Annotated in this window: 26 protein-coding genes; 18 read left to right on the forward strand and 8 right to left on the reverse strand. The window is 67.7% G+C overall.

What is annotated here, in order from left to right; translation table 11 throughout:
* Positions 1-5: 5 nt before the first annotated feature.
* On the reverse strand, positions 6-1,220 hold the full coding sequence (locus AC07YH_RS19955; protein WP_494748705.1) for an NAD(P)/FAD-dependent oxidoreductase: 1,215 nt from the start codon (positions 1,218-1,220) through the stop codon (positions 6-8).
* Between the two features lie 171 nt (positions 1,221-1,391).
* Between AC07YH_RS19955 and AC07YH_RS19960 the strand changes: the two genes are divergently transcribed.
* From AC07YH_RS19960 to AC07YH_RS19975, 4 genes are all read left to right on the forward strand, one after another.
* Positions 1,392-2,018: a chemotaxis protein CheC gene (locus tag AC07YH_RS19960; protein WP_494748706.1), complete on the forward strand. Its 627-nt coding sequence runs from the start codon at positions 1,392-1,394 to the stop codon at positions 2,016-2,018.
* 117 nt (positions 2,019-2,135) lie between these two features.
* Positions 2,136-2,657 (forward strand): hemerythrin domain-containing protein, encoded by a 522-nt coding sequence (locus AC07YH_RS19965; RefSeq protein WP_494748707.1) that lies wholly within the window; start codon positions 2,136-2,138, stop codon positions 2,655-2,657.
* On the forward strand, positions 2,657-3,067 hold the full coding sequence (locus tag AC07YH_RS19970; protein WP_494748708.1) for a low affinity iron permease family protein: 411 nt from the start codon (positions 2,657-2,659) through the stop codon (positions 3,065-3,067). Before AC07YH_RS19965 ends, AC07YH_RS19970 begins: the two co-directional genes overlap by 1 nt.
* Positions 3,064-3,615: a DUF1003 domain-containing protein gene (locus AC07YH_RS19975; RefSeq protein WP_494748709.1), complete on the forward strand. Its 552-nt coding sequence runs from the start codon at positions 3,064-3,066 to the stop codon at positions 3,613-3,615. The genes AC07YH_RS19970 and AC07YH_RS19975 overlap by 4 nt, the downstream gene beginning before the upstream one ends.
* Positions 3,616-3,623: 8 nt before the next feature.
* Here the strand turns inward: AC07YH_RS19975 and AC07YH_RS19980 are convergent, their stop codons facing one another.
* The gene (locus AC07YH_RS19980; RefSeq protein ID WP_494748710.1) at positions 3,624-3,995 is read right to left on the reverse strand and encodes a response regulator; all 372 of its coding nucleotides are present in this window, start codon (positions 3,993-3,995) and stop codon (positions 3,624-3,626) included.
* A gap of 146 nt (positions 3,996-4,141) precedes the next feature.
* On the opposite strand from AC07YH_RS19980, the gene AC07YH_RS19985 reads away from it, so the two are divergent.
* From AC07YH_RS19985 to AC07YH_RS20010, 6 genes are all read left to right on the forward strand, one after another.
* Positions 4,142-4,486: a hypothetical protein gene (locus AC07YH_RS19985; protein WP_494748711.1), complete on the forward strand. Its 345-nt coding sequence runs from the start codon at positions 4,142-4,144 to the stop codon at positions 4,484-4,486.
* Between the two features lie 48 nt (positions 4,487-4,534).
* Positions 4,535-5,242: a hypothetical protein gene (locus tag AC07YH_RS19990; RefSeq protein ID WP_494748712.1), complete on the forward strand. Its 708-nt coding sequence runs from the start codon at positions 4,535-4,537 to the stop codon at positions 5,240-5,242.
* A gap of 157 nt (positions 5,243-5,399) precedes the next feature.
* The gene (locus AC07YH_RS19995) at positions 5,400-6,497 is read left to right on the forward strand and encodes an extracellular catalytic domain type 1 short-chain-length polyhydroxyalkanoate depolymerase (RefSeq protein ID WP_494748713.1); all 1,098 of its coding nucleotides are present in this window, start codon (positions 5,400-5,402) and stop codon (positions 6,495-6,497) included.
* 83 nt (positions 6,498-6,580) lie between these two features.
* The gene (locus AC07YH_RS20000; RefSeq protein ID WP_494748714.1) at positions 6,581-6,847 is read left to right on the forward strand and encodes a hypothetical protein; all 267 of its coding nucleotides are present in this window, start codon (positions 6,581-6,583) and stop codon (positions 6,845-6,847) included.
* 32 nt (positions 6,848-6,879) lie between these two features.
* Complete coding sequence (locus tag AC07YH_RS20005; protein WP_494748715.1) at positions 6,880-7,083, forward strand: hypothetical protein; 204 nt, start codon at positions 6,880-6,882, stop codon at positions 7,081-7,083.
* The gene (locus tag AC07YH_RS20010) at positions 7,080-7,376 is read left to right on the forward strand and encodes a hypothetical protein (RefSeq protein WP_494748716.1); all 297 of its coding nucleotides are present in this window, start codon (positions 7,080-7,082) and stop codon (positions 7,374-7,376) included. The genes AC07YH_RS20005 and AC07YH_RS20010 overlap by 4 nt, the downstream gene beginning before the upstream one ends.
* Positions 7,377-7,445: 69 nt before the next feature.
* Here the strand turns inward: AC07YH_RS20010 and AC07YH_RS20015 are convergent, their stop codons facing one another.
* Positions 7,446-8,537, reverse strand: a complete 1,092-nt coding sequence (locus tag AC07YH_RS20015; protein ID WP_494748717.1) for an alpha/beta hydrolase — start codon at positions 8,535-8,537, stop codon at positions 7,446-7,448.
* A gap of 100 nt (positions 8,538-8,637) precedes the next feature.
* Complete coding sequence (locus AC07YH_RS20020; RefSeq protein ID WP_494748718.1) at positions 8,638-11,973, reverse strand: DEAD/DEAH box helicase; 3,336 nt, start codon at positions 11,971-11,973, stop codon at positions 8,638-8,640.
* A 184-nt stretch (positions 11,974-12,157) separates the two neighbouring features.
* Here AC07YH_RS20020 and AC07YH_RS20025 point away from each other — a divergent pair, with 184 nt between their 5' ends.
* Together AC07YH_RS20025 and AC07YH_RS20030 are read left to right on the forward strand one after the other, a co-directional pair.
* A complete protein-coding gene (locus AC07YH_RS20025) occupies positions 12,158-13,375 on the forward strand; it encodes a DUF2252 family protein (protein WP_494748719.1) in 1,218 nt (405 codons plus the stop codon).
* A 38-nt stretch (positions 13,376-13,413) separates the two neighbouring features.
* On the forward strand, positions 13,414-13,656 hold the full coding sequence (locus AC07YH_RS20030; protein ID WP_494748720.1) for a hypothetical protein: 243 nt from the start codon (positions 13,414-13,416) through the stop codon (positions 13,654-13,656).
* Between the two features lie 30 nt (positions 13,657-13,686).
* Here AC07YH_RS20030 and AC07YH_RS20035 read toward each other — a convergent pair whose 3' ends face one another.
* From AC07YH_RS20035 to AC07YH_RS20050, 4 genes are all read right to left on the reverse strand, one after another.
* Positions 13,687-14,703: a glycine zipper 2TM domain-containing protein gene (locus tag AC07YH_RS20035; protein ID WP_494748721.1), complete on the reverse strand. Its 1,017-nt coding sequence runs from the start codon at positions 14,701-14,703 to the stop codon at positions 13,687-13,689.
* A 422-nt stretch (positions 14,704-15,125) separates the two neighbouring features.
* A complete protein-coding gene (locus AC07YH_RS20040) occupies positions 15,126-16,031 on the reverse strand; it encodes an NAD(P)/FAD-dependent oxidoreductase (protein ID WP_494748722.1) in 906 nt (301 codons plus the stop codon).
* A gap of 19 nt (positions 16,032-16,050) precedes the next feature.
* Positions 16,051-16,443 carry a DUF3597 family protein gene (locus tag AC07YH_RS20045; protein WP_494748723.1) on the reverse strand — a complete coding sequence of 131 codons (393 nt, stop codon included), beginning with the start codon at positions 16,441-16,443 and terminating at the stop codon, positions 16,051-16,053.
* A 68-nt stretch (positions 16,444-16,511) separates the two neighbouring features.
* Positions 16,512-18,698, reverse strand: a complete 2,187-nt coding sequence (locus AC07YH_RS20050; RefSeq protein WP_494748724.1) for a catalase — start codon at positions 18,696-18,698, stop codon at positions 16,512-16,514.
* Positions 18,699-18,959: 261 nt separating this feature from the next.
* Between AC07YH_RS20050 and AC07YH_RS20055 the strand changes: the two genes are divergently transcribed.
* From AC07YH_RS20055 to AC07YH_RS20080, 6 genes are read left to right on the forward strand one after another with little or no spacing between them, the layout of a single operon-like run.
* The gene (locus AC07YH_RS20055; protein ID WP_494748725.1) at positions 18,960-20,882 is read left to right on the forward strand and encodes a methyl-accepting chemotaxis protein; all 1,923 of its coding nucleotides are present in this window, start codon (positions 18,960-18,962) and stop codon (positions 20,880-20,882) included.
* Positions 20,879-22,303: a chemotaxis protein CheW gene (locus AC07YH_RS20060; protein WP_494748726.1), complete on the forward strand. Its 1,425-nt coding sequence runs from the start codon at positions 20,879-20,881 to the stop codon at positions 22,301-22,303. The genes AC07YH_RS20055 and AC07YH_RS20060 overlap by 4 nt, the downstream gene beginning before the upstream one ends.
* Positions 22,300-23,391 carry a chemotaxis-specific protein-glutamate methyltransferase CheB gene (cheB, locus tag AC07YH_RS20065; protein ID WP_494748727.1) on the forward strand — a complete coding sequence of 364 codons (1,092 nt, stop codon included), beginning with the start codon at positions 22,300-22,302 and terminating at the stop codon, positions 23,389-23,391. Before AC07YH_RS20060 ends, cheB begins: the two co-directional genes overlap by 4 nt.
* Entirely contained in the window at positions 23,388-24,221 is an 834-nt protein-coding gene (locus AC07YH_RS20070) for a CheR family methyltransferase (RefSeq protein ID WP_494748728.1), read from the forward strand. The genes cheB and AC07YH_RS20070 overlap by 4 nt, the downstream gene beginning before the upstream one ends.
* On the forward strand, positions 24,218-26,101 hold the full coding sequence (locus tag AC07YH_RS20075; protein WP_494748729.1) for a chemotaxis protein CheA: 1,884 nt from the start codon (positions 24,218-24,220) through the stop codon (positions 26,099-26,101). The genes AC07YH_RS20070 and AC07YH_RS20075 overlap by 4 nt, the downstream gene beginning before the upstream one ends.
* Positions 26,098-26,343: a hypothetical protein gene (locus AC07YH_RS20080; RefSeq protein WP_494748730.1), complete on the forward strand. Its 246-nt coding sequence runs from the start codon at positions 26,098-26,100 to the stop codon at positions 26,341-26,343. Before AC07YH_RS20075 ends, AC07YH_RS20080 begins: the two co-directional genes overlap by 4 nt.
* The last annotated feature ends 45 nt before the right edge of the window (positions 26,344-26,388 follow it).

The raw sequence follows: 26,388 nt of genomic DNA on the forward strand, positions 1-26,388 counted from the left end.
GCTGGTCAGGGCCTGTAGAGATCGGCGTCCGGATCGCGTTCGCCCCGCACCTCGGCCGCGACGATCTGTGAGGCAATGACCGAGTAGGTGATGCCGTTACCGCCGAAGCCCATGACGGCCCAGGTGTGATCCATGCTCTGCACGGGGCCGATGCTGGGTAGGCCCGTCGTGCTCTCGCCAAAGGCGCCGGCCCAACCGTAGTCGTGCTCAAACGTCACGTAGGGCAGTAGCCGCTGTAGCTTGGCGGCGATGATCTCGCCCTTGCGCTTCAGCTTCGCCTTGTCCTCATGGGCGCCTGCGGAGGCTTCGTCCTCGCCGCCGACGATCAGCCGACCGTCACCGCCCATGCGCAGATAGAGGTAGGGATCAGACGCTTCCCAGACCAGCATGTCCCTCAGCCAGTTTGGGCAGCGCTGGCGCGGCTTGGAGGCTATCGCCCAGGTCGAGATCACCTCCGCTTGCGGCGTCGGGACGCTCTTGGGGAACTCGTAGCCGCAGCAGAACACCACCGACCTGGCCCGCACCGCGTGACCGGTATCGGTCAGCAGGGTCACCCCGTCGGGATCGCTGACGGCCTGCACCACCTCGACCGGCGACCAGATCCGCGCGCCCCGCGCATGGGCGCGCCTTAGCAGCGCCGCCGCCAGCCGAGCCGGATCGCCGCTTGCCGAACCGCTTGAGAGGATAGCGCCGGTCCGTTCGATCCCGAACCGGTCGCGCAACAAGGCTGCGTCCATATACTGGCTGTCGAGGCCGATCTCGGCGCGGGCCAGCGCCTCGGCCTCCAGCGCGCGGTGGCCATAGGCGTCGCCCGCCAGGTAAAGCGACGACTTGTCCTTCAGCCCGCAGATAATGCGTTCTTCGGCCACGATCTGTTTCAGCGCGTCCACGGCCTGACGGGATCTGAGATAGGCCCGCCGAGCCTTGGCCGCGCCGATCTTCTTCGCGAGCGCTGTCAGCGGAAGATCGATCTCCCATTGCAGCAGCGCGGTCGACGCCAGGGTCGATCCCATCAGCGGCGCGCGTCGATCCAGCACGGCGACCGAGTGATCCTTCGACAGCTCATGGGCCATGAAGGCCCCGCTGATCCCGGCGCCCACGATGGCGACATCGACGCTGATCGCGGCGCCCAGCGGACGCGCCGGCACGCCCAAGCCAGGACTATCGGCCCATAGCGATCGACCGGTCCGCAGGTCGCGTTTGATCGTGACGCCGGTCATCAAGACATCCTCTAGAGCGGTGGCTTAGCTCTTGAGGTCATTCGCGGTTCCTCGGGACCCGTGCCAAGGCGGAGATTGTCCTTGGTCGGTACAGGTTTGACGCGCATGGTGACGGGGTGACCATTCTCATCGTCGACTTCACGCTAACTCTGGGTCGAGGCTGAGATCAGCGTGGCAATCGATAGTCTTTCCGAGCTCGAACGCGACGCCCTGACGGAGCTGGTCAATATCGCCGTCAGCGGCGCGGCCACGCGACTGCGCGCCATGATCGGGTCGGAAGTGTCCCTGAAAGTCCCGGTCGTTGAGATCCATGAAGCCGGAGACGCGACGCGAGCGCTTGCCAGCTTCAACGGCGAGGCGCTGACGGTCGTGCGTCAGGAGTTTTCCGGGCGGCTGAACGGCCAGACCATGTTGCTCTTCAGTCCCGACGACGGGAGCACCCTGGCGCGCGCCGTGCTGGGTGAAGGCTATTCCGAAAAAGATTATGCGGACCTGCTGGACGATACGCTGGGCGAGGTTGGCAATGTTCTGCTGCTAGGGCTTCTGGCCACCATCGGCTCGATGCTGGGCGTGACCTTCAAAGTGGCCATACCGACGGTCTCGATCTTGGTGGCGGACGAGTTGTTTCCGGCCGAAGACGGTCGCGTGGTTCTGTTGATCCACGTCGACTTCAACGTCCGTCAGATCAATGCGCGCGGCTATTTCGCGCTTGTCCTGGGGCTGGGCAGTTTTGCCGCTCTGCATGAAATCATCCGCGCCTTTCTGGCCAATCTGCTTGAGCCAGCGCCAGCCGAGTAGGTGGCGTGGGTGGGTATTCGCGAACGTATCGCAAGTCGTTCTGGCGGTGGAACGACGTGTCGAGCGCTCCGTTGCTTGTCTCGACAGTCTCCCTGGCTGTTCATGGAGACTAAGACAATGGCTGACGCCCCCAAACTCGACGCCGTGGCCCTGCTGAAGGCCGATCACCGCAAGGTCGAGGACCTGTTCGCCAAGTTCGAAGCCGCCAAGGGCGACGGCAGGAAGAAGGCCCTGGCCGAGCAGATCTGCATGGAGCTGACCGTTCACACCAAGATCGAGGAGGACATCTTCTACCCGGCCTGCGAGGGCAAGGTGGACGAGGGCCTCCTGAAGGAAGCCTATGTCGAGCACGACGGCGCCAAGGTGCTGATCGCCGAGATCGAGGCTGGCGGGCCGGACGACGAATTCTACGACGCCAAGGTCAAGGTGCTGTCGGAGATGATCGAGCACCACGTCAAGGAAGAGGAACAGCGCGTGGAAGGCATGTTCAGCCAGGCCCGCAAGGCCGGCCTCGACATGGACGCCCTGGGCGAGCAGATGGCCGCCGAGAAGGCGCAACTGATCGCGACCTACAAGGCCGGCGGTCTACCGGTCCCCGAGACGCCGACCCTGCAGGGCACGGTGCTCGCGGCGCACTGATGGACAAGCTGTTCGCGAAGTTCGCGAACGCCACGGCGAAGGCGACGGGCAGCCCCGTCGCCTTTCTGCTGTGCGTCGCATCCGTGCTGATCTGGGCTATCACCGGCCCGATCTTCAAGTTCTCCGAGACCTGGCAGTTGGTGATCAACACGGGAACGACCATCGTCACCTTCCTGATGGTGTTCCTGATCCAGAACACCCAAAACCGCGACGGCGTCGCCCTGCAGACCAAGCTCGACGAACTGATCCGCGCATCCGACGCCGAGGACGAGTTCATGGGCATCGAGAAGCTGACCGACAAGGAGTTGGCCGCCCTGCATCTGCGCTGCCAGCGCGCTGCCGAGCGCAGCGCAAGGATCGCCGCCAAGGCGCAGGCCGAACGCGCGTCGCGCACCGCGGCTGCGCCATGAGTCAGCTCGAAAAGGATGGAAGCGGGGCCGATCTGGCCGACCACGTCGCCGAGTCTGTCGAAGCGGTCGCCAACTTCCACCGAGAGCACTATCGCAGCGCCAGCGGCCTGCAGCGCGCGATCGATGCCGTCACCGACCGCTTGGGCCGTCCGCTGGCGGTGATTGTGTTGGTAGTCGTCGTCGCGGCCTGGGCTGGCCTGGCGGCATACCGAGGCGGTGGCAGGGTCGATCAGCCGTCCTTCGCCTGGCTCGAGCTGGCGGCGACCGTCGCCGCGCTGCTGGTGTCGTTTTTGATCCTGGTCACCCAGCGGCGCGAGGACCTGCTCGCCGACCGGCGTGCGCAGTTGACCCTGGAACTGGCGCTGCTGGCGGACAAGAAAAGCGCCAAGATCATCGAGCTGCTGGAAGAGCTGCGTCGCGACGAGCCCAGCCTGGCTGACCGCTCGGATCCGGAGTCGGAAGACATGGCCAAGCCGACCGACGCGGCCGCGGTCGCCGCCTCGATCGAGGCCAACGCCAGCGACCCGCGCCAAGCCGGATCTGCGTAGCCGTCAATTCAGCTCAGGCGCAGGGCGACCGACGTGACCGTATCGACCATGTCGTTGAGCCTGTACGGCTTGGCCATGAAGCGGCCATCGTCTGGCACCGGAGCCTGCAGGGCCTGTCCCGAAGTGACGACAAGCTGGATGTCAGGCCAAAGCTCATGGACGAGCTTGGCCAGTTCCAGACCATCGAACGCGCCGGGCATGTTGACGTCGGTGAACAGCACGCCCACGTCGGCCCGCGACTTGAGGATATCCAGGGCCTCCTGGGCGCAGTCGGCCTCGATAACCTGGAAGCCGGCGTCTTCGAGACTTTGGCAGGCCACCATCCGAACAACGGGCTCGTCGTCGACCAGCAGAACGAGGGTGTGATTAGGATGGGTCATGGGACGGCAACTGGCGACAGGTCGCAAGGTTCCCAAGTGAATCGTTCCGCAAGAATTTGAATTTATTAATAAAGATCTGGCCTCGCGAGCCTCGGAACCATGTCGTGGTCGAGGGCTTCCTTTCCCACCTCTGGGAGATCCAAGACATGTTGAGACCGATGATGGGCGTCGCGCTGGCCGCGATGCTGATGGCCGCGTGCGGCCAGAAGAACGCCGACCATGACAAGGTCGAAGGGCCGACCGTGTCGGCCGCCGCCGCGCCGACCAATGTCGCCGTCGACACCAAGCCCACCACTGGAGAGAGCGGCCCGACGCCGGGCGCCAGCTCCTACACCGCCGATCAAGCGCGGATGGCGATCGAGAAGGCCGGCTACACCGAGCTCGGCCCGCTGAACCAGAACGCCAACGGTCTGTGGCAGGGCGAGGCCATGAAGGACGGCAAAAAGGTCAGCGTCTCGATCGACTACAAGGGCGCGATCACCGCGCTCTAAGCCTCGGCACGACCTCCTTTCCAATCACATCACGCCAGGACATTCATCATGAGCAAGACGATCAGCCGGCTGTTCGACAGCCATACCCAAGCCCTCGACGCCATCTCCGATCTGGAGGCTCGCGGCATCGACCACGACAAGATCAGCCTGGTCTCCAACAACGCCGACAAGTGGCACGATGGTCACAAGCATGCCGATGGCGACAACGACACCGCCGAGGGTGCGGGGAAGGGCGCGGCCACCGGCGGCCTGTTTGGCGGCGGCGCGGGTCTTCTGGCCGGTCTCGGCATGTTGGCCATTCCCGGTCTCGGTCCGGTCGTGGCGGCCGGCTGGCTGGCGGCCACCGCCGTGGGCGCGGCGGTCGGCGCGGTCGCCGGCGTGGCCACGGGCGGTTTGCTCGGCGCGCTGAAGGACGCGGGCCACAGCGATGACGAGGCCAATGTCTATTCCGAAGGCGTCCGTCGCGGCGGCAGCCTGGTCAGCGTCAAGGCGCATGACGATGAGGTCGCCACGGTTGAGGGCATCCTGAACGACCGTCGCGGCGTGGACGCGGCGATGCGGGGCGACGCCTACCGCCAGACCGGCTGGACGGGCTTCGATCCGGCTGCCACGCCCTACAGCACGGACGATATCGGCCGTGAGAGGGCCCTGTATGGCGAGCCGCGCTCGTTCTCGCCGACCGACGATGTCGCCGTCGATGACGACACGCGTCGCGCCGAGCGTCCGGCGACGGACCCGATCCGCCCGGGCTACTGACTCGAACGCCCCGCTTCCCGAAGGCTCCGGGAGGCGGGGCGAGAGACGTGATCAAGCGTGATGTCACGTTTGCTGCATCGCAGCATTATACTGCGATGCAGCATTTCGCTGCGCTGATCAGGATGACGTCATGTCGGGCTTAGGTGACACCACCGCGATGCTGGCGCGACTGCGCAAGGCGTCGCCCCTCTCTTCCGGATCAGGCCAATCGCTGGAACGGACCCAAGCCTTTGGCGCCAATCCAGGCCAGCTGACCATGCTGAGCTATCGGCCCGAACAACTGGCGCCGGACGCCCCGCTGGTGGTGGTCCTTCATGGCTGCGCCCAGACCGCCGAAGCCTATGCCGCCAACGCCGGCTGGCTGACCTTGGCGGATCGCTTCGGCTTCATGGTCCTGGCGCCGGAACAGCCGTCGTCCAACAATCCCAATCGTTGCTTCAATTGGTTCTTGCCCGGCGATATTCGCCGCGGGGAGGGCGAGGCCGCCTCGATCGCGTCTATGGTGGCGCATCTGGCCGCAGCCCATGATCTCGACGCAGAGCGGGTCTTCATTACCGGTCTGTCGGCGGGCGGCGCGATGACCGCGGCCATGCTGGCGGCCTATCCGGATGTCTTCGCAGGCGGCGCGGTGATCGGCGGCTTGCCCTATGGTGTCGCGCGCAATGTCCAGGACGCCTTGCGGGTGATGAGCCGCGCCGACGGCCGTGCGGCGCCGGAACTGGGCGCTCTGGTCCCGAAGCCGCTGGGCGTACGCGCGCCGCGCCTGTCCATCTGGCATGGCGAGGCGGACTTCACCGTTCAATCAGGAAACGCGCATGACCTCGCCCAGCAATGGAGCGCGGTCCACGGCCTGCCCTCGGCCCCGCATCGCGTGGAGCCGCACGCCTTCGGAACACGGTCGCTCTGGCGATCGGCAGCGGGAGAAACGCTGGTCGAGTTGAACCTCGTGCGTTGCCTGGGCCATGGCACGCCGCTGTCGACCAAGGGCGATGATGCGCTTGGCAAGCTCGCGCCCTTCATGCTCGAGGCGGGCGTCTCCTCGTCCCTCGAGATCGCCCGGTTCTGGGCGATCGATACCGTGGCCGAGCGGGCGCGGTCGGTCCAGTCTGTCAGCGAGGTCGTGGCGCGGCAGACAGCGCCGGCGGTCGCGGAAGGCGGCCTGGGGCAGGGGGTGATGAACGCGGTCAGCGCGGTTCCATCCGCTGTTCAGGAGACCATCGCCAAGGCGCTGCGAGCCGCCGGTCTGTTGAAATAGCGCAGACTGCGGCGTGGTCCGACTGGCCGACGGAACGGAGCCGGGCGCCAGCCGTTAGCCGCCCTGCCGCGCATCCAGCGGCGTTGTTCGGCCTCGTCATGCCCTTGATGATCTATCACGTCGTTCCGTCCGCCCAGGGCTGGAAGCTCTCGCTCGACGATGGCGCGCTGGTCATGGAAGCGGTGACTTTCGAGCAGGCCGAACGTCGCGCGCGGTTCCTGGCCGTCCGCGCCGCGGTTCGCGATGTGGCTTGCGAAATCCGGGTCCATGACGCCAGCGGCGCTGAAATCGGTCGCTGGTGCGGCGAGTGCTTTGAAGCGACTGAGCTTATGACGCGCCTGGCCGCCTGATCGCCACATCCGCATCTCTTCAGGAAGACCCGATGCTCCTTACCGCGACCGAGATCGCCGATGACGGCCTCACCTTGCCGACCGCCGCGTTCGCGGGCCCCAAGGTCCTGCTGTCCGGACCCGTCGACTATGCGATGTACGATCGCTTCCGCGCCCAGCTGGGCCAGGCCCCGGAGGCCGGTGTCTGGTCTTCCTGGGCAAGGCGGCGATCTATTCGGCCGGCGCGACGTTCATGAGCTTCTTCGTCCAGGCCAATCGCTACCTCACGCGGGGGACGCGGCTCATGATCCACGAGCGCAAGATGAACACCACGCTGCAGGTGAGCGGACCGCTGACGACCTGCGTAGCGTCGGTCAAGGCTCTGCTGCATGAGATCGAGCACTCGATCGCCATCCAGAACGAAGGCTTCGCCAACCTGATCGCGGGCTCCGCGGTGACGATGGATGAGGTCCTGACCCGCGCGCCATCCAACTGGTACATCGAGGCCCAGGAAGCCAAGGCCCTGGGGCTCATTCGCGGCGTGATCTGAGTTTCTTGAGCTCTACGATTGGCGGTAGAAACGAGAAGCCGGAGCGGCCAAGCCGCTCCGGCTCTTGTCTTACAGGCCGAAGGCGGCCTTGAGCTTGCTGGCCGCGTAGTCCTCGGCGTCCTTGGCCTTGGCAACGACCGAGCCCATGCCGAAGAACTCGTGGGTCACGCCGGCATACTCCTTGAGATCGGTCTGAACGCCGGCGGCCTTGAGCTTGTCGGCCAGATTGACGCCGTCGTCATGCAGCGGGTCGATCTCGGCCAGGATGATCGTGGTCGGCGGCAGGCCCTTCAGGTCGGCGCCCACCAGGTTCAGGCGCGGGTCGAAGGCGTCGCCGGGCTTGGCCAGGGTGTTGGTGAAGAACCAGGCCAACATCGGGGTGTTGAGCGGCTTGGCGGCCGCCTTGTTGACCTTGGAGCCGGTGGCCATGTTGCTGTCGGCCACCGGATAGACCGCGACAACGGCCAGCGGCGCCTGGAGCTTGTCGTTGCGCGCGGCGATGGCGACGTTGAGCGCCATGTTGCCGCCGGCGCTTTCGCCGACCACGGCGACCTTGGTCGGATCGCCGCCCCAGGCCTTGGCGTTGGCCAGCACCCACTTCCAGGCCGCGACGCTGTCGTCGTGGGCGGCGGGGAACTTGGCCTCGGGCGCGTGGCGGTACTCGATCGAGACGACGATGGCGCCGGTGGTCTTGGCCAGGGCGCGCGGGCTGGAATCATAGACGTCGATGTCGGCGATCACCCAGCCGCCGCCATGGATGTAGAGCACCACCGGCGCATTGGCGGCCACGCGGGCCGGCGTGTAGATTCGCGCCTTTTGCATGCCTGCGCCGGCCGGATAGGTGACGTCCTTGGTCGTGACGCTGGCGTCGGCCGCGACGCCCTTGTCGGTCATCACCGCCTTGACCGCGTCGGCCGGGGTCGGTTGGGCGCGGGCTTCGGTGGGCGAGAGGGTCTCAATCGGCTTGCCGCCCAGCGACGCCAGCTTGTCGAGCACGGCTTGCATGTCGGCGTCGGGCTTGCCCGCTTCGGTGGCCTGAGCCGAGGCGGCGGGCGTGTCGCCAGTCGTCTTGGCGCCGTCGGTGCTCTTGGAGCAGGCGGCCCCGACCAGAGCGAAGGCGCAGACCGTGCCCAGCAGGGCGAGCGTGTGGCGAGATTTCATTGATGTTTCCAAGGCTTGCGAGCGTCGGCTCGCAATGATGTTTCCCCTGCGAACTCAACGAGGCGCTGGAGGCGAAGTTCCGCCTCGCTCGCCTGAGGCTTCACGCCGCCAGGGCTATTAGGAGGCGCTCCACCAACAGCCGGCGGGCGTCGCCGTCATCGGTCGAAGCGGCGATCAGCAGCCGGTTGTCCTCGAGCCGCGCCTGTGGGGTTACGCGCGCCGTTCGGTCAAGCGCTGTGGCGGCGTCGGCTGGGTCGAGGGTCAGGGCCAAGCCCTTGGGACCCGCGCTGACATGACGGACATTGGCCGCGCGGGCCAGGACCTGCAGACGCGTCAGGCCCAGCAGGTTCACGGTCGCCGTCGGCACGGCGCCGAAGCGGTCGTCCAGCTCCTCCTCGAAGGCGTCGATCTCGGCCAGGCCTTCCAGCCGCGCCAGTCGCGCATAGAGGTTGATCCGGGTGACGGGGTCGGGGACGTAGTCGAGCGGGATCGCGCCGGCTTCCCCCAAGCTCAGCACCGGGGTCCATTCGGCGGCGTGGATGGCCCCACGCGCCACGCGCACCGCGCGTTCGAGCAGGCGTTGATAGAGCGCCGCCCCGATCATCCGGATGTGGCCGCCCTGTTCCTCCCCGACCAGATCGCCGCCGCCGCGCAGATCGAGGTCGCGGGCGCTGATCGCCAGGCCGGAGCCGAGCCGGTCGAAGGCCTCCAGCGTCGAGAGCCGAGCGCGGGTTGCCTCGGACATGTCGTCATCGGGATCGGCCAGCAGGTAGGCGACGCCTTGGACGCGCCCGCGCCCGACCCGGCCCCGCAACTGATGCAACTGCGACAGGCCGAACCGGTCGGGACGCCAGACGAACATCGTATTGGCGCGCGGCACGTCCAGGCCGCTCTCGATGATGTTGGTGGCCAGCAGGACATCGCCCTGGCCGTCGGCGAAGCCGACCATTACCGCGTCGGCGTCCTCGGGCGAGAGCCCGCCATGGGCGACGAGCACGGAGAGTTCGGGCGCCAGTTGCGCCAGTCGCTCGCTTAGCAGCCCGATGTCCTCGATGCGCGGGGCGACGAAGAAGCTCTGGCCGCCGCGCCGCTTCTCGCGCAGCAGGGCGGTGCGCAGGCTGGCGGGATCGAACGGCGCCAGGAAAGTGCGGATCGGCCGGCGCCGCGCGGGCGGGCTGGCGATCAGACTGACGTCCTGGATGCCGACCATCGCCGCCTGCAGGGTGCGCGGGATCGGCGTGGCGGTCAGGGTCAGCAGATGGCCGTCCTGGGCCAGGTCTCGCAGCTGGGTCTTCAGCGCCGCGCCGAACTTCTGCTCCTCGTCGATGATCATCAGGCCCAGATTGTCGAAGGCGACGTTCTTGCCGGCCAGGACCTGGGTGCCGATCACCACCCCGATCTCGCCACTGTCCAAGCCCTGCTTGACGGCGCGGGCCTCGGCCGGGGTCACAAGGCGCGACAGATGGGCGACGCCGATTCCCGTGCCGGCGAAGCGGCGGCGGAAGGTCTCGAAGTGCTGCCGCGCCAGCACCGTGGTCGGGGCGGCGACGGCGACTTGGCGTCCACCCAGGGCCACGGCAGCTGCGGCGCGCAAGGCCACCTCCGTCTTGCCGAAGCCGACATCGCCGCAGACCAGCCGGTCCATGGGCCGCCCCGACGCCAGGTCGGCCAGCACCGCTTCGATGGCGGCCGACTGGTCGGGCGTCTCCGGATAGGCGAAGCGCGCGGCGAACTTGGCATAGGCCGTTTTCGGCGGAACGATAGGCTCGCAGGTCCGCGCCTCGCGAACCTTAGCCAGGGCGACCAGTTGCAGCGCGGCCTCGTCGACCTGGCGGCTGACCTCGGCCCGGCGCTTTGGCCAGCCATCGCCGGTCAGACGGTCCAAGGTGACGGCGGTGTCCTCCGCGCCATAGCGCCAGATGAGGCCGATCTCCTCGACGGGCGCCAAGACGCTGGCCCCGCCATGGTATTCTAGCTGCAGGGTGTCGCGCTCGAGGCCGTCGATCTCCACGCTCTTGAGGTCGCGTAGCACGCCGACACCATGATCCTCGTGCAGGACGACGTCGCCGATCCGCAGATCGGGCTCGGCCAGCAGATCCGAGGCGCTGGTCGCGCTGCGGGCGGCGATACGCCCGCCGACCACGTCGCTGGCGGCGATGACCGCAAGACCGGCGGCGGCGTCGATGAAGCCGGTGTCCAGGTCCAGTTGCAGGCTGACCACCTCGCCGAGGTCGCTGGCCAGGGCGGTGGCCCAGTCGGCGACCGGCGTGGGCTTGAGGTCCAGGCCCCGCGCCAGGGCCTTGGCCAGCGGGCGTTGCTCGTGCTTGAGGCCGGTCAGCACCACGCGGCGATGCGCCTGGCGTTGCGCCTCGACCAGATCACAGAACGCCCGACCAGGATTGCGTTGGGTCGCGAGGTTGGGAATGGACGTGACGTCGTCCAGATCGAGGACCCGAGCCGTCCAGCTGGCCAGTCCAACCACCAGCGCCTCGCCGAGCAGGTAGAGACCTGTGGGCGCGGGCGGCGTCTGGCCGTCGATTCCGCCCAGGCTTTGCCGCGCCTCGAACGCTTCCACGATGTGCAGTTCCACGTCGGCCAGCCGGGCAGGGGTCTTGTCGTCCTGCGAGACGCGGACCTTGGGCAGGATGTCGAACAGGGTTTCGAGCGCGCCGTAGCGTTCCGTCAGTCCGTGCTCCAGGCCCTGCGGGCGCGACGACGAGGCCTGATCGCCTGCCTGCGTCTCGTCGATCCATTCACTGGCCGGTCCCAGCAGCAGTGCGTCGGCCTGGCCCTCGGAACGCTGGGTCAGTGGATCATAGAGGCGGATCTCGTCGACAGCGCCGTCGGCGTTCAGCACGATGCGCACAGGACGGGCGGCGTCGGCGGGGAAGATGTCGGTGACCTCGCCGAGGAAGGCGATCTCGCCGGGCTCGTCGATGCGGTCGTCCAAGACATAGCCGGTGCGGGCGGCGAACCGCGCTAAGGCCTCGAGATCGAGGGGCGCGCCGCGCTCCAGCGCCATGAACGCCGTCTCCAAGATCGGCCGAGGCGGAAGCTTCTGGACCAGGGCTTCGGGCGAGGTGACGACAATGCGGGGGCCGGCGGCCTTGGCCGCCAAGGCGCGTAAGGTTCGCATCCGCCGTCCCATGACGTCGCGCGAGGGGGAGGCGCGATCGTAGGGCAGGCAATCCCAGGGCGGCAGGACCAGAACCTCGACGCCGACGGCCAAGCCGGCCAGCGCCCGGCCGATCTCCTCGGCCCGGCGCTCGCTGGAGGCGATGTGAATGCTGACACCGCGCCCGGCGCTGGCGGCCAGTGCCACGGCGACCGCGGCGGCCGGCGCCTGGACCGCGGTGTGGATGCGCTGACGTTCAGGTCGCGCGCCGGGGGTGAGAATATCGCCGATCGGCGGTTCGACGTCTTCGGTCCTGGGCATGAAATCCTTCCCCCGTGCGAACCTCCGAATGGCCGCGCAGGGAGCAAACACCGCGCGTTCCAGGTCGTTGCACCGCGGTTCGGCGCACATTTGTTCCGTGGAGTCGCCGACACAGGAACGTGGCCGCGCGCCCGCCGTTGTCGTCTTCCGCGCGTCTCGCTCAGAGGGCGTCAGGGGATCGATCATGGGGCAATCGCAACCGGGCAAGGCCAGCAAGGCGCCGCGCCCTTCCGAACGCGGACCCGTCCTCACGCGCATGCGCAATCTGAAGATGGCGTGTTCGGCCCACGCCTATGTGCGCGGCAGCACCGTCAAGTTCTATGATTGGCTGGAGGCGAGCGGCGGCAAGCTGCCCAGCGGTCCGCCGATCTGGATTTGCGGCGACTGCCACATCGGCAATATGGGCCCGCTGGCCGACGCCAAGGGCCGCGTCGACATCCAGATCCGCGATCTGGACCAGACCGTGATCGGCAACCCGGCCCACGACCTGATCCGCCTGGGCCTGTCCCTGGCTTCGGCGGCGCGGGGCTCGGATCTGCCGGGCGTGATCACCGCCCGCATGCTCGAAGGCCTGATCGAAGGTTACGAGGACGCCTTGGCCGAGGACTTCGACGCCAAGTCGCGCCATCCGCCGATGATCGGCGCGGTCCTGGGCGAGGCGTCCAACCGGACCTGGAAGCACCTGGCGGCCGAGCGCCTCAACGGCAGTCGGCCCGAAATCCCGATCGGCAAACGCTTTTGGCCCGTGAACCGCAGCGAGCGGCGAGAGCTGGAAACCTTGTGTCTCAGCCAGCCGATCCGCGACTTGGTGATGGCCCTGAAGTCGCGCGATCGCAACGCCGAGATCCGCATGCTTGACGCGGCCTACTGGATGAAGGGCTGCAGCTCCCTGGGCCGTCTGCGCTACGCCGTCCTGCTCGAGGTCGACGGCGGCGACGGCGCGCCCGACATCTGCTTCCTGGACCTGAAGGAGGCGGTGAAGGCCGCCGCGCCGCGTGATCCCAAGGCCGACATGCCGCGCGACAATGCCGAGCGCATCGTGGCCGGCGCGCTGGCGCTGTCGCCGAACCTGGGCGAGCGCATGGCCGCCTGCCGCCTGCTGGGCAAGTCGGTAATCGTCCGCGAGCTGATGCCGCAAGACATGAAGATCGAGCTGGTCGGCCTGACGCCGGACGAGGCGATGGCCGCGGCCCAGTCCCTGGCGCGCGTGGTCGGTGACGCGCACGGCCGGCAGATGGACGAGAAGACCCGCCTGGCCTGGGTGGCCGAACTGGCCCGCAATCGCTCGGGCCTGCTCGACGCGCCCTCATGGCTATGGTCCAGCGTCGTGGAGCTGACGGCGGCGCACGAGGCGGCCTACCTCGAACACTGCCGCCGCCATGCTCTGGGTCTGGATCTGTAGATAAGGCGACGCCGACGCGCCGCCTGGCTCAGCGGGCCTTGAACGATGAGCGCCCCGACTTTGTCCGCCGAGGTTCGTTTCCGGCCCAGGCGGGCGCGAAGAGCTTGCAGAGCGGAGCCATCAAGGCCGCCACAACCAGCAAGCCCGCCGAGAGTTCGAAGAGCCAGATCATTGGATTTTCCAAAAGGCGCCAAGCAAGAGGCGCGTTGACGGCGACGCCGTGGGAGATCGGCGACCGTCCGGAGGCGGAGATCGTAGGTATCGAGGTCACGAGCGCGTGACGTCCGTCCCGCGCTCGCAATCGTACAGGGTCAGTAGATGTCGCGGACGTCGACCCTGAGGCTTTTGCTCAACCCGTCGAGCCTGGCCATGATGATCGCTTGTCCCTTGGGACCGAGATAACCCTGGCGGGTGCGCAACGATTGCTCCTGGCGCTCGATGGCGACGAGCGTGCGTCTGGCTTGGCTGACCTCCGCCCGGCTCAAGCGGCCGTTCTGCGCGCCACGATTGATCCGTTCCGCCAGTTGCGCTTGGCGTTCGTCGACGCTGAGCGCGGCGGATCCCCCGCGAGGGCCGCCTTGGGGCATGTTGACGGGTTGGATTCGCCCGTCGGTGGCGATCCATTGGCCGCGCGTGTCGTAATAGCCGACCGCCTCGCCGCGGACCCAGCGGCCCTTGTCGTAATAGCCCGGCTGAGGATCGGCGATCCAGGCGCCGTTGGCGTCGCGACGTCCGCTGGCCTGACCCTCCATCCAGTGGCCGTCGGCGTCGTAACGGCCCGTGGCGGGGCCCGATATCCACTGCCCGGACCGGTCATAATAGCCTGACGCGGCGGCGATCCAGCGTCCGTCCTGGGCGTAGTAGCCGCTGGCCGAAGCCGGGACCCAGACGTTGTTGGCATAGTAGCCGCTCGCCGAGGCGTCCGCATTGGCCTGCACCCAGCGTCCGTCACGCCCGTAGTAGCCGCGCGGCGTGCCCTCGACCCAGCCGCCATCGCGGTTGAAATAGCCGGTGGCGTCGCCGCGGGCGACGGTGTTGGCGTGCCAGGCGCCCTGGTTGTCATAGAAGCCATAGGCGCGGGCGCAGTCTTGCTTGCCCTTCGTCGCCTGATTGCCGATCAGGGCGCCAGCGACGCCGCCAACGACCGCGCCTTCATTGCGATTGCCATGGCCAGCGATAGCGCTGCCGGCGAGCGCGCCGATACCAGCGCCAGCGAGTGTCCCGACAACGCGGCCGCCTTGCCGCTGCTCGCAGGTCTGCTGTGCGAGCGCAAGGGTGGGGATCAGGGCGGCGGCGCAGACGCCGGCGACCAGGGTTTGAATTCGCATTTTGTGGGGGTTCCTCGGGAAGAGGCGTACTCTTCCCAGGAAGAATATATAGCAATTTCTATTTTTATATTCAAGGATATAAAGAAAGTAATTATAAGTGGAACTAAGTTGAATATGTAATTATCGAGGTTTTGAAATGGTCTCGGTGCGCGAATTTATGGTTTTGATTGTGTATCCAGCCGAAGTGTAGCCGATCCTGCGGGGGTAATGTCCCATCCCTGAGCATTCCGCTCCGCGAGGCCGAGGTCGGTTAAAGCCCGGGCGCTGGAAATGTTGATGTAGGGGACCTCTTTGCCTTGGCGCTTGCGCTCCAAGTTTTCGAGGGCGTTTTGTTGAGCGTCGGTCAGGTTCATAACCAATCAACGCGCGCCGAACCGCAAAGACCCATTTACACAGGCGTCTTCAGAAGAGCCGATCCTCTTTCAGCGCAGCAGGGGACTATCAGCCGCCAGGTCATTGCGCAGGGTGGTGGCCGCCACGCCGGCCTCGCCCATGGCGTGGCTGATCTGATCCAGGCCCAAGACGACGTCGCCAGCGGCGTAGAGGCCGGGGATGCTGGTGCGCTGATGGGCGTCGACCTTGATGCAGCCGTCCTCGGTGACCGCCGCGCCCAGGGCCCGGGCAAGGTTGGAATGGACGTCCGATCCCAGCGACGGATAGACGGCGTCGAAGCGCAGACGTCCCGCCGTGCAGGTCACGACCAAACCATCGCGTTCAAGTTGGAAGTCACGCACCGGGCCGGCGAAGCGTTTGACGCCAAGGGTGTCGAGATGCGAGCGATCAGCCTCGTCCAGCCCATCTTCGCCGGTCAAGCCGATCAAGCTGATGTCGGCGGTGTAGCTGCGCAGGAACTCGGCCTCCCGAGCCGCTCGTGGACCAAGGCCGACAACCGCCACAACCTGATCCGTGACCTCGTAACCATCACAGACCGGGCAGTAGCGCAGGCGGCCTTGCCGAAGCGCCTCGGCGTGAAGGTCGTCGTCCATGAACGGCCGGCGGTTGGTCACGCCGGTGGCTAGCAGGACGGTGCGGGCCAATATTTCGCGATCCGCTAGAGTGGCGAGGAATCCTTCACGGCCGCGCTTCAGGTCCGTTACGCGGCCGGCGACCAGCGCCGTCCCATAGAGGGCCGCCTGTTGACGCATGCGCTCCAGCAGCGCCACGCCGGAGATCCCTTCGGGAAAACCGGCGTGGTTGCGGGTGAGCGGGATTTGCGCGGCGCGGCTGTCGCCGGCGTCGACCACCTGTACGGACAGGTGGAAGCGCGCGGCGTAGATCGCGGCGGTCAGGCCGGCGGGCCCTCCGCCGATGATCAGGCAGTCGATCATGAGGGGCCGCTTGCCGCGCCTAATCTTTCAGGCTGGCCGGAACGTGGCCGCCGTTCTCGGCCAGCTTGGCCCACACCGCCTTTTGCAGGGCGATGTTCTGCTCGGCGCTGCCGTCGGCACCGGCATGGACGCCCAGCTCTTGGCCCAGCTCCGTGCGCGCCTGAAGGCTGGAGTCCAAGTCCAGCAGCTTCAGCAGGTCGACGATCGAGGTGCGCCAGTTGCCGCCGCCGCTCTTCTGCGCCGCCAAGTCGGTGAGCACGGCCTCGACGTCTACGGGAGTGGACGGCGCTGGGGCTGGAGCCGCCGCCGCCGGGGCGCTCGCCGTCGGCGCGGTCTGCGGCGCCGGCTGCGGGGCCGCGGGGGGCGGATTGCGATGGAAGATCTTATTCAGGATGCTGCTGAAGATGCTCATGAGGTCCTGTAATGGGTCTGTGATAGAGTGGGCTAATCCCCGCCAGATGGACTTCGTTCCGGGCTTGCTCAGGCCGCCGCCACCAGCGGCTTGGGCGGCGGACGCACCAGGGGCTCGCGCGCCCAGATGCGACCGGCCGAAGCCGCGGCGATGAAGTCGTCTAGGCTGGCGTCGGGCAGGGCGATCAGGCCCACGTCGTCATCCGGTCCGACGTCGGTGATCCCGCCCGCCGCGAACAGCGGTGCGGCCGAGGGCAGGTAGGCGATGACCTTCAAGTGGCCATAGGCGTCGCGCAGGAAGTTGACCGCCGCCGCCTCGATCGCGAGCTGCTCGCCGCCGTCCTCGGACGGCAGGATCGCTACCGCGTCGAACAACACCGAAGGCCCGCCGTCGATCTTGTGATCGACCGGCAGCGTCGCGCCGCTGGCGGTGGTCACGCCATAGATGGTCGGGCCGATGATCTGCAGCTTCGCGCCAGCCGCTTCGACGGCGGCCTTCAGCTTGGCGACCAGCTTGTCGTCGCAGCCGTCGCTGACGAGGGCGCCGATCTTGCGGCCCTCCAGAGTCGGCGCGGCCTTGGCCAGCAGGCTGAGCATGGGCGAGGGCTCCATGTCCTTGGCCGCGATCGGGGCCGGGGCGGGGACGATCTTGCCCGGGAAGCCCAAACCTTCCGCCACCGACTGGGCCAGGAAGGCGTCGATGTGGATCAGTCGGGAGAGCACGGCCTCGCGAACACGCGGCGTCACGCACTTGCTGAGCTCGAAGACCAGGGCCGCGACGATGTGGTCTTGCTCGGGCTTGGTCTGGCTGGCGAAGAACAAGCGGGCCTGGGTGTAATGGTCGGCGAAGGTCTCGGGACGCAGGCGCAGCTGCTCGCCGGCCTCGGGATTGGGGAAGGTCTGGTAGCCGGTCTCCAGCGACTCCCGCGCCACGGCGGCGCCCAGGCTGGAGGGTTCGTAGTTCACCTGACCCTTGGGGACGCCCATCTGCACGTGGCCATCGCGCTGCAGGTTGTGGAACGGGCACTTGGGCTGGTTGATCGGGATCTGGTGGAAGTTGGGCCCGCCCAGGCGTTTCAACTGAGTGTCCTGGTACGAGAACAGCCGGCCCTGCAGCAGGGGGTCGTTGGTGAAGTCGATGCCCGGCACCACGTGCGCGGCGCAGTAGGCGACCTGCTCGGTCTCGGCGAAGAAGTTGTCCGGGTTGCGGTCCAGCACCATGCGGCCGACCACGCGCAGGGGGATGACCTCCTCGGGGATCAGCTTGGTGGCGTCCAGCACGTCAAAATCGAAGCCGTCGGCCTGTTCCTGGGTGAAGGTCTGCAAGCAGAACTCCCACTCGGGGAAGTCGCCGCCTTCGATCGCCTCCCACAGGTCGCGGCGGTGGAAGTCGGGGTCGGCGCCGTTGATCTTCAGCGCCTCGTCCCAGACCACCGATTGCGCGCCCAGCTTGGGCCGCCAGTGGAACTTCACGAAGGTGCTGTCGCCGGCGGCGTTGACCAGTCGGAAAGTGTGGACGCCGAAGCCTTCCATCATGCGCAGCGAGCGCGGGATGGCCCGGTCGCTCATCGCCCACATGATCATGTGCATGCTCTCGGGCGTCAGGGAGATGAAGTCCCAGAAGGTGTCGTGGGCGGTGGCCGCCTGCGGGAACTCGCGATCGGGGTCCTGCTTGGCCGCGTGGATCAGGTCGGGGAACTTGATGGCGTCCTGGATGAAGAACACCGGCATGTTGTTGCCGACGAGATCAAAGTTGCCCGCTTGCGTGTAGAACTTGACCGCGAAGCCGCGCACGTCGCGCGGCAGATCGGCCGAGCCCTTGTTGCCGGCCACGGTCGAGAAGCGGGTGAAGACCGGGACACGCTCGCCGGGACGCTGCAGGAAGTCGGCGGCGGTTACATCGGCGCAAGAGTCAAGGCATTCGAAGAAGCCATGCGCGGCCGAGCCACGGGCGTGGACCACGCGCTCGGGGATGCGCTCGTGGTCGAAGTGCATGATCTTTTCGCGCAGGATGAAGTCCTGCAGCAGCACCGGACCGCGCGCGCCGGCCTTCAGCGAGTTTTGGTTGTCGCCGATCGGCACGCCTTGATTGGTCGTCAGCTGGGTGTCAGGGCCATCTGCCTGCTGATGGGTCTCGCCGCCAGGCGCGACCAAGACTTCGCCCTCGGTCGAGGGACCGGCGGGCTGCGGGATCTTGGGTGCGGTCGAAGGCTTGGCGCTGGCGCGCGTGGCCTTGGTCTTCGCCGGGGTGGCCATGAGCGTCTTCCGATTGGATGGATGTGCAGGCCTAACGTCGGCCGCAAGTCGAGGTTGCGGTCGTCAAGTCGACACAGGGCTCGGATCGATCTGAAAAACACGCTTAGCCGTCCGCTACCGGCCACATGCACTTCAGGAAGCAGAGCGATTGGCGGCAGGCCGTGTTGAGCGGTGTGACACATCCATGCTTGTATGACCGTTCTTCAGCGCTGATCGCGACGGGCGCTCGGGTGGGCTGAAGAGTGTTCCAGGATTGACCAGATGGCGCTTGTGAAGACGACGAGGCTGGCTGGTCGCGCCAAGACGGGTGGAACGCCGGCCGCACAAGATGAGCAGCCCGCCGTCAAACGCGCCCCGGCCCGCAAGCCTCGCGCCTATCGGGAGGGCGCCGAGGGCCGGATCAGCGCCGCGGTGCTCGAGCTCAGCAGCGGGTTGGCCGAGGCCGCCAGCGCTGTCGAGGAATTGCGGCGCGCCCTGGCGCAGATCTCCAGCGGCGCCGAGGAAGCCGCCGGGGCGGCGCACGAATCGCTCGCGGCCACCAATGCGATGACCGAGCAGTTCCGGGAGGGGCGGGAACGCGCCGAGGCGGCGCGTCAGCGGGCCGAAGCGCTGCAAGGCATCCTGACCGAATTTGGCGCGGCGGTCGGCGCGTCCATCAAGGCCGTGGCGGCCAACGCCCGGCGCCAGTTGATGACCGTCGACGTCGTGGCCCAATTGGACCAGCACGCGGCTCGGATCAACGAGATCACGGTCGCCGTTTCCGACATCGCTGACCAGACCAATCTCCTTGCGTTGAACGCCGCCATCGAGGCCGCGCGGGCGGGCGACGAGGGGCGTGGCTTCGCGGTCGTCGCCGACGAGGTGCGGGCCTTGGCCGAGGCCGCCGAGGCGAGATCCGGGAACATCAAGGACTCCGCCGGGCGCATGACAACGATGGTCCGCGACGTCGGTGGACGTCTGCGCCGAGCCGCGACGACGGCCGAGGCCGAGGCGGCCTCGGCGACAAGGATCCTGTCGACGCTGGAGACGATCCGCACGGAGATGGCTCGGCTCAGTCAGGACAGCCAGATCGTCCTGATCGCGGCCGTCGAAGCCGCATCGGCGACGAACGAAATGCGACGCGGTTCCGAAAGCATCTCCAGCGCGGCCGAGGAACAGGCTGCGGCCGCTACGGAAGCTCAGCGCTCGATCCAGCAGCAGGGGCAGTCCCTGGACCAGAGCCAGAGCGCGGCCGAGTCCTTGAGCGAACTGGTCGAGACCGGGACCACGGGTACCGGCGCGGCGGCCGCGGCTACCGAGACCGCGGCTGCGGCGGAAGAGCTTTCTGCGGCCATCCAGGAACTTTCCGGGTCGGCGGACGAGATTCTCGTCGCCATCGACCAGATCAGCAGAGGTGCGCAGATCCAGGCTGCGGCGACCCAGCAGGCCAGCGCCGCGATGACCGAGATCGAGCGGGCCGCGCGATTGTCCAGCGTCAACGGCGCCGAGAGCGCGACGCGGGCTGAGACGATGCGGGGGCTGCTGGAGGAAAGCCGTCAGGCGATCTCGTCGCTGGTCGAGAATGTGGAGGCGGCCACGGCCGAAAATCGCTCGGTGCTGGACGCCGTCGAAGCTCTGGAATTGGAAAGCGCGGCGACCGCCAAGCTGGTGGACGGGCTCTCGCTGATCGCCGTCCAGACTACCATGCTGGCCACCAGCGGCGCGGTCGAGGCGGCCAGGGCGGGCGAGGCCGGTCGCGGCTTCGCCGTGGTGTCCGGCGATATCCGGACCCTGGCGCGAGACGCGTCGGGAAACGCCGAGTCTGTCAAAGACCTGATCGCGGCGATCTCGGTGCAGATCGGCAAGGTCCGCCGCGAGGTCGACCAGACCGTGGCTGTCGCTGAGGTGGAAGTCGATCGCAACCGCGCGATCGAAGAGCGGCTCGGGGCCGTGGTGCAGGAGGCCGAGGCGCTGCGCGCGGGCGCGCATGATATCGCCGAGGGCGGCGAGGCCATTCTCTCGGCCTGCGCCCAGGTATCGGCAGGCGTGAGCCAGATCGCGGTCGCCGCCGAGCAGGCCAGCGCCGCAGCGAGCCAGGCCGCTGTCGCGGCCCGTCAGCAGTCCCAGGCGGCCGAGGAGTTGGCCGCCGCGATCGAGGAAATTGCTCTCCTGGCCAGCGAGCTCCAGCGCGTGGCCGAGGCATGAGCGCGGACCACGGCGCTCGTCGGCGGTTGACCGTCCGAGCGGCCGGCGCCCGGATGTCGCTGCCCGCCCAGGCCGTTGCCGAGGTGATCAAGCGCCCCCGCCTGACCCGCGTGCCGCATGCGCCGCCCGGTCTGCTGGGCGTGGCGCATCTGCGTGGGACCGTTCTGCCGATCGTGTCGTTGGGACAGATGCTGGGCCTGGACGGTGAGGATGGCGACCGCGTCGTCGTGCTGCGGCGCGACCCGCCGGTCGGTTTAGTTGTCGACGGGGTCGAGGCCCTGGCGTTCGCCGACGGCGAGGGGGAGGACGGCGATACCCGGCTGCGGCTCTCGCGCGCCGACGGGACGCCTTGGCTGGATTTGGACGAAGCGCTGGACGCCAAGTTCGCCGTTGATCGGGGGCGTCGCCGGGCGGTCGCTCTCGAGGCGGCGCGTCCGACGCCTCAGCAGGCGAGCGAACCCGATCTCGCCTTTCTGGGGTTCAGCCTCGCGGGGCAGAGCTACGGCCTGCCGCTGGACGCCGTCGTCGAGGTGGCGGCCGTCCCGAAGGCCATCGCCGAACTCCCGCGCACCGAGGCGGTGCTGCTAGGCGTCAGCGACTATCGCGGCCAGGTCCTGCCAGTGCTGTCGGCGCGAGGCCTGCTAGGCCTGGCGGGTGACACGATCAACGGACGCCTCGTGGTGGTGCGCGTCGGCGGTGAGCGGGTTGGCCTGGTCATCGACGAGGTCAATGCGATCGTGCGGGCCTCGGCCGACCGCCTGGGCAAGGCGCCCAGCCTGTTCAACCGCGGTGGCGGCGAGGCGCGCATCGATACGGTGCTGCGGCTGACCGATGGCCGTGGCGTCCTGGCGATCCTGACCCCGGATCGCCTGTTGAGCGACGAGCGTGTAGCCCAGTGGCTGGCGCTCGGAAGTGGTTCCAAGGAGGCCGATATGGCCGAGACCCGACAGGCGACGATCCGCGAGCGCTTCGTCATCCTTCGGCTCGGCGACGAGCGCTACGGTCTGCCGATCGCGGCCGTAGACGAGGTCGTGCGCACGCCGGACCAATTCACCCGGCTTCCCAAGGCCCCGGCGTATGTTCGGGGTGTCATGAACCTGCGCGGCAAAACCCTGCCGGTGATCGACCAGCGCCTGCGCTTCTCGGCGCCCGGTGAGCCGGCCGCCAACGGCCGCGTGGTCGTCGTCACGGTGGACGGCCTGCAAGCCGGCTTCGCGGTGGACGGCGCCAGCGAGATCCTGGAAATCAGCGCGGACGAGCTGCTGCCCGCGCCGGAACTCTCGGGAGACCAGGCCCGTTTGTTCGATCGCGCCGTGGAGCGCGGGGGTGAAGTCATCTTGCTGGTCGATCCGAAAACACTGCTCGCGCGGGCCGAGGCCGACCTGCTGCGCGATCTGACCCGGGCGTCACCCACTTCGTGACAAAGGTCCTTGTCGTCGACGACTCGGCTCTGATCCGGCGCGTCCTGAGCGAAATCCTCTCCGAAGCCGGTTTCGAGGTCGCCATCGCGCGCGATGGGGTCGAGGCCTTGGCGAAGTTGAGCAGCTTCCTGCCCGACGTGGTGACCCTCGACGTTCAGATGCCGAGCATGAGCGGGCTGGAGTGCCTGGATCGGATCATGTTGCAGCGGCCATGTCCGGTCGTGATGGTCTCTTCGCTGACCGCCGCCGGCGCCGAGGAAACATTGACCGCTCTCGAACTCGGCGCGGTCGATTTCGTGCCAAAGCCCGATGGCGTTATGTCTTTGGCCGCCGGCGAACTAGCGCCGGTCCTGATCGAGAAGGTCCGGGCCGCCGCGACAGCGCGGGTCGGGCGCGCCCATCGCCTGGTCGAGCGCCTGCGCGCGCGACGCGGCGAGATCAAAAGTCCGACGCAACCACCGCCTCGCCCGATCCGAACCGCACAGGCGGTAAGCGTTAAGGCGGGGAAAGAACCAAAGGGGTTGGTCGTGGTCGGTGCGTCGACGGGCGGACCCGCCGCGCTCGAGACCGTGCTCTGCGACATCCCTGGCGACTTCCCGTGGCCTATCCTTGTCGCCCAGCACATGCCCGCGACCTTCACCGGCTCGCTGGCCTCGCGGCTGAACGGGCTGAGCGCTCTGACCGTCAGCGAGGTGACGGCGCCTACGCGTCTGGAGACGGGCGGCATCTATATCGCGCGTGGCGGCGCGGACATGGTGGTCAGTCGCCGCGTGTCCGGTCTCGTGGCCCTGCCGGCGCCGGCCGACGAAAAGTATCGCTGGCATCCGAGCGTCGATCGACTGGTCGCCAGCGCCATGGCCCAGGTCCCGCCCGAACAACTGGTCGGCGTGCTGATGACCGGCATGGGCGATGACGGCGCGCGCGAGATGACGGCGCTTCACAAGGCTGGTGGCCTGACGATCGCCGAGGCCGAGGACACGGCCGTCGTCTGGGGCATGCCGGGATCGCTGGTTCGGGCCGGCGGCGCGAACGCGGTCGAACCGCTGGAAGCCATAGCCGGCCGTCTGGTCGCGATGGTGCCACGATGACCGCGGCCTTCACAGACGACGAACTGGAACGGTTGCGGGACTATCTCTATCGCGAGACCGGCATGTGGTTCGGCGAGGCCAAGCGCTACTATATCGAGCGCCGCTTGAACGATCGGCTCGCGCATGCCGGCGGGGACTTCGCCAGCTACATGTCGCTGCTACGTATCGACAGCGAAGAGCGCCAGGCCCTGATCAACGCCTTCACGGTCAACGAGACCTATTTCTACCGCGAGGAGCATCAGTTGGCCTGCCTGGGCCGCGAGTTGCTGCCCGATATCGTTTCGCGCCGACGGCCCGGCGACAAGGTGCGGATCTGGTCGCTGCCGTGTTCGACCGGCGAGGAGACCTATTCCATTGCCTTGTGGCTGCTGGAAAACTGGCGCCTGGTCGACGCCTACAACATCGAGATCGTCGGATCCGACATCGACACCCATGCGCTCGACGCCGCCCGCGTGGGGCTCTATGGCGAGCGCGCCCTGTCTCGGCTGCCGGAGGCCGTGCGAGAGGGCTATTTCGAACCGGCCAAGCGCCATCGCCGCAAGATCATCGACGATCTGCGCGAGTCCGTGACTTTCACCCAAGCCAACCTGATCGACGGCGTGCGCCTAAAGGAGCAGGGCGCGTTCGACGTGATCTTCTGCCGCAACGTGCTGATCTATTTCGACGAGGCCTCGCGCCTGACGGCCGCCCAAAACCTCTATGACCGACTAACGCCGGGCGGTTATCTGTGTCTGGGCCACACCGAGTCCATGAGCCGGATCGACGAGCGCTTCCTTGTCCGTCGGTTCGAGGACGCGGTGGTGTTTCAGCGCCCGGAGGACGCGCGGTGATCGACGAACTCCTGGCCCAGTTCCTGATCGAAGGCCGCGAGCAGGCGCTGGAGGCCAGCGCCGACCTGGCGGCCCTGCAGCGCGCGCCGCGGGACGCCGCGCGGCTCGATAGCTGTTTTCGCGCGGTCCACACCCTGAAGGGCTCGGCCGACCTGTTGGGCTTGAAGCCGCTGGGACGCGTGCTGCACGTGGCCGAGGACCGGTTGGGCGCCTTGCGCGGCGGGAGGGAGGTCGCCCGGGACTTCACGCGCCTCGTCGCGGTCGTGGACCAGGTCGAGCGCTGGCTGGACGCGCTTGAAACGACGGGCGTCTTGTCGGCCGACGCGGACGCCGTCGCCGAGCGGTTGCTGACCCTGCTGGGATCGGCCGAAGGCACCACGTCCAGCCCGGTTGCCTCCAGCGGCGCGCCGTTCGTGGGCAAGGCTGGGACGGCCATCCGTTATACGCCGCGTGCCGATTGCTATTTCGCGGGCGACGATCCGATCGCCATCATCTCGGGAGTGCCGGGTCTGACCGAACTGCGCGTGGACCTGCGCGAGCCCGTCGGTGATCGCGCGCTCTATGATCCGTTCACCTGCAACCTGGTGATCCAGGCCCTGTCCACGGCGGACTGTAGTCTGGTCGAGGCATCTCTGCGGCTGGTGCGCGACCAGATCGAACTGACAAGTCAGGCGCCGGCGCCTGTCGAACCGGCGGCGCCGATCGAGACGGACACGGGCCGGCGCACCCTGCGCATCGACGCCGCTCGGATCGATCAGCTGGCCGACATCACCGACCAACTGGTGGTCGCCAAGAGCGGCTTTGGCGACCTTGCCGCCCAGGCCGACCGGCTGGAAGGCGGGCAGGGGCTTGGTTCGGCCTTGCGGGCGCGCCAGGCCGAGCTGGATCGCCTGGTCGCCAGCCTGCATGCCACGGTCGGCCGCGCGCGACTGACGCCGCTGACGCCTCTGTTCGGACGCTTCCCACGTTTGGTCCGCGAGATCGCCGCCGGTCTCGGCAAGGCCGTGTCGCTGGAGGTCGAGGGCGGTGACGTCGAGGTCGATAAGGCCGTGGTCGACGGCCTGTTCGAACCCTTGCTGCATGTGGTGCGCAACGCCGTCGATCATGGTGTCGAAACCGAGGCGGCCCGTCTGGCGGCGGGCAAGTCCGCCCAGGCCGTCGTCAAGCTCTCCGCCCGCGCCGTCGGCGACCAAGTGGTAGTCGAGGTCGCCGACGACGGCGGCGGCGTCGATCCAGCGCGCATCCGCGCTCGAGCCCTGTCGCGCGGCCTGATCGACGAGGTGATGGCGCTGAGCGAGGCGGAGCTGATCGACCTGATCTTCCAGCCTGGCTTCTCGACCGCCGACACCGTCAGCAGCGTCTCCGGACGCGGGGTCGGCATGGACGCGGTGCGGTCGGCGACGGCGAAGCTGGGCGGCCGGGTCGAGGTCGTTAGCCAGCTCGGGCGCGGCTCGACGATCCGCCTGGTCCTGCCGATCCGCATGGTTCTGGCGCGGCTGCTCGTGGTGGCCGCCGGGGCCGAGCATTTCGGCTTGATGCTGGAAGACATCGTCGAGGTCACGCGGGTGTCGACGAGCCAGGTCGTCCCGGTCCGCGCCGGCCACGCGTTCGTCCTGCGCGACGCGGTCGTGCCGCTGGTCTGGCTGGAACAGACCGTGGGCGGCGCGGGGGGAGCGCTCAGCGCTGTCGATCGCGTCGTGGTGGCCTGGGTGGACGGCGAGCTGGTCGGTTTCGCGGTCGACGCGGTGCTTGACCGGACCGATGCGGTCGTCAGGCCGATGAGCGGGCTGCTTTCCGGCGTGGCCGGCGTGGTCGGATCGACCCTGACGTCCGACGGTGATGTGCTGCTGGTCCTGAACCTGGCGGAGCTTCTGGCATGATGGCCTCCCGCGACGGCGACGTCGTCTATTTGACTGGCCACTGTCGGGTGGAAGACGCAGAGACGCTCGCAGCTCTGCTACAGCCATCCGAAGGCGTTATTGTCGACATATCGGGGTGTGACAGCCTCCATGCCGCTGTCGTACAGGTATTGCTGGCATTCGATGCGCCCGTGGTCGGCGCGCCGGTCGAGCCGTTCCTACGGGATCGCCTTTTTCCAGCGCTCGTCCGGAAGGCGGATTAGACCGAGACTATTGTGTTCGCCGCCTTGCGAAGGCGGCAAGGTTGG

It is taken from the genome of Caulobacter sp. GW456-12-1-14-TSB4, from assembly GCF_059424195.1.

Bases quoted from the DNA above. Each gene is read 5' to 3' on its own strand.
- AC07YH_RS19980 (WP_494748710.1), bottom strand. From the start codon at position 3,995: ATGACCCATCCTAATCACACCCTCGTTCTGCTGGTCGACGACGAGCCC.
- AC07YH_RS19990 (WP_494748712.1), top strand. From the start codon at position 4,535: ATGAGCAAGACGATCAGCCGGCTGTTCGACAGCCATACCCAAGCCCTC.
- AC07YH_RS20020 (WP_494748718.1), bottom strand. From the start codon at position 11,973: ATGCCCAGGACCGAAGACGTCGAACCGCCGATCGGCGATATTCTCACC.
- AC07YH_RS20040 (WP_494748722.1), bottom strand. From the start codon at position 16,031: ATGATCGACTGCCTGATCATCGGCGGAGGGCCCGCCGGCCTGACCGCC.
- AC07YH_RS19985 (WP_494748711.1), top strand. From the start codon at position 4,142: ATGTTGAGACCGATGATGGGCGTCGCGCTGGCCGCGATGCTGATGGCC.
- AC07YH_RS20050 (WP_494748724.1), bottom strand. From the start codon at position 18,698: ATGGCCACCCCGGCGAAGACCAAGGCCACGCGCGCCAGCGCCAAGCCT.
- AC07YH_RS20035 (WP_494748721.1), bottom strand. From the start codon at position 14,703: ATGCGAATTCAAACCCTGGTCGCCGGCGTCTGCGCCGCCGCCCTGATC.
- AC07YH_RS20015 (WP_494748717.1), bottom strand. From the start codon at position 8,537: ATGAAATCTCGCCACACGCTCGCCCTGCTGGGCACGGTCTGCGCCTTC.
- AC07YH_RS20045 (WP_494748723.1), bottom strand. From the start codon at position 16,443: ATGAGCATCTTCAGCAGCATCCTGAATAAGATCTTCCATCGCAATCCG.
- AC07YH_RS19965 (WP_494748707.1), top strand. From the start codon at position 2,136: ATGGCTGACGCCCCCAAACTCGACGCCGTGGCCCTGCTGAAGGCCGAT.
- AC07YH_RS19975 (WP_494748709.1), top strand. From the start codon at position 3,064: ATGAGTCAGCTCGAAAAGGATGGAAGCGGGGCCGATCTGGCCGACCAC.
- AC07YH_RS20080 (WP_494748730.1), top strand. From the start codon at position 26,098: ATGATGGCCTCCCGCGACGGCGACGTCGTCTATTTGACTGGCCACTGT.
- AC07YH_RS20055 (WP_494748725.1), top strand. From the start codon at position 18,960: ATGGCGCTTGTGAAGACGACGAGGCTGGCTGGTCGCGCCAAGACGGGT.
- AC07YH_RS20070 (WP_494748728.1), top strand. From the start codon at position 23,388: ATGACCGCGGCCTTCACAGACGACGAACTGGAACGGTTGCGGGACTAT.
- AC07YH_RS19970 (WP_494748708.1), top strand. From the start codon at position 2,657: ATGGACAAGCTGTTCGCGAAGTTCGCGAACGCCACGGCGAAGGCGACG.
- AC07YH_RS19955 (WP_494748705.1), bottom strand. From the start codon at position 1,220: ATGACCGGCGTCACGATCAAACGCGACCTGCGGACCGGTCGATCGCTA.
- AC07YH_RS20025 (WP_494748719.1), top strand. From the start codon at position 12,158: ATGGGGCAATCGCAACCGGGCAAGGCCAGCAAGGCGCCGCGCCCTTCC.
- AC07YH_RS20060 (WP_494748726.1), top strand. From the start codon at position 20,879: ATGAGCGCGGACCACGGCGCTCGTCGGCGGTTGACCGTCCGAGCGGCC.
- AC07YH_RS20005 (WP_494748715.1), top strand. From the start codon at position 6,880: ATGCTCCTTACCGCGACCGAGATCGCCGATGACGGCCTCACCTTGCCG.
- AC07YH_RS20010 (WP_494748716.1), top strand. From the start codon at position 7,080: ATGAGCTTCTTCGTCCAGGCCAATCGCTACCTCACGCGGGGGACGCGG.
- AC07YH_RS19995 (WP_494748713.1), top strand. From the start codon at position 5,400: ATGCTGGCGCGACTGCGCAAGGCGTCGCCCCTCTCTTCCGGATCAGGC.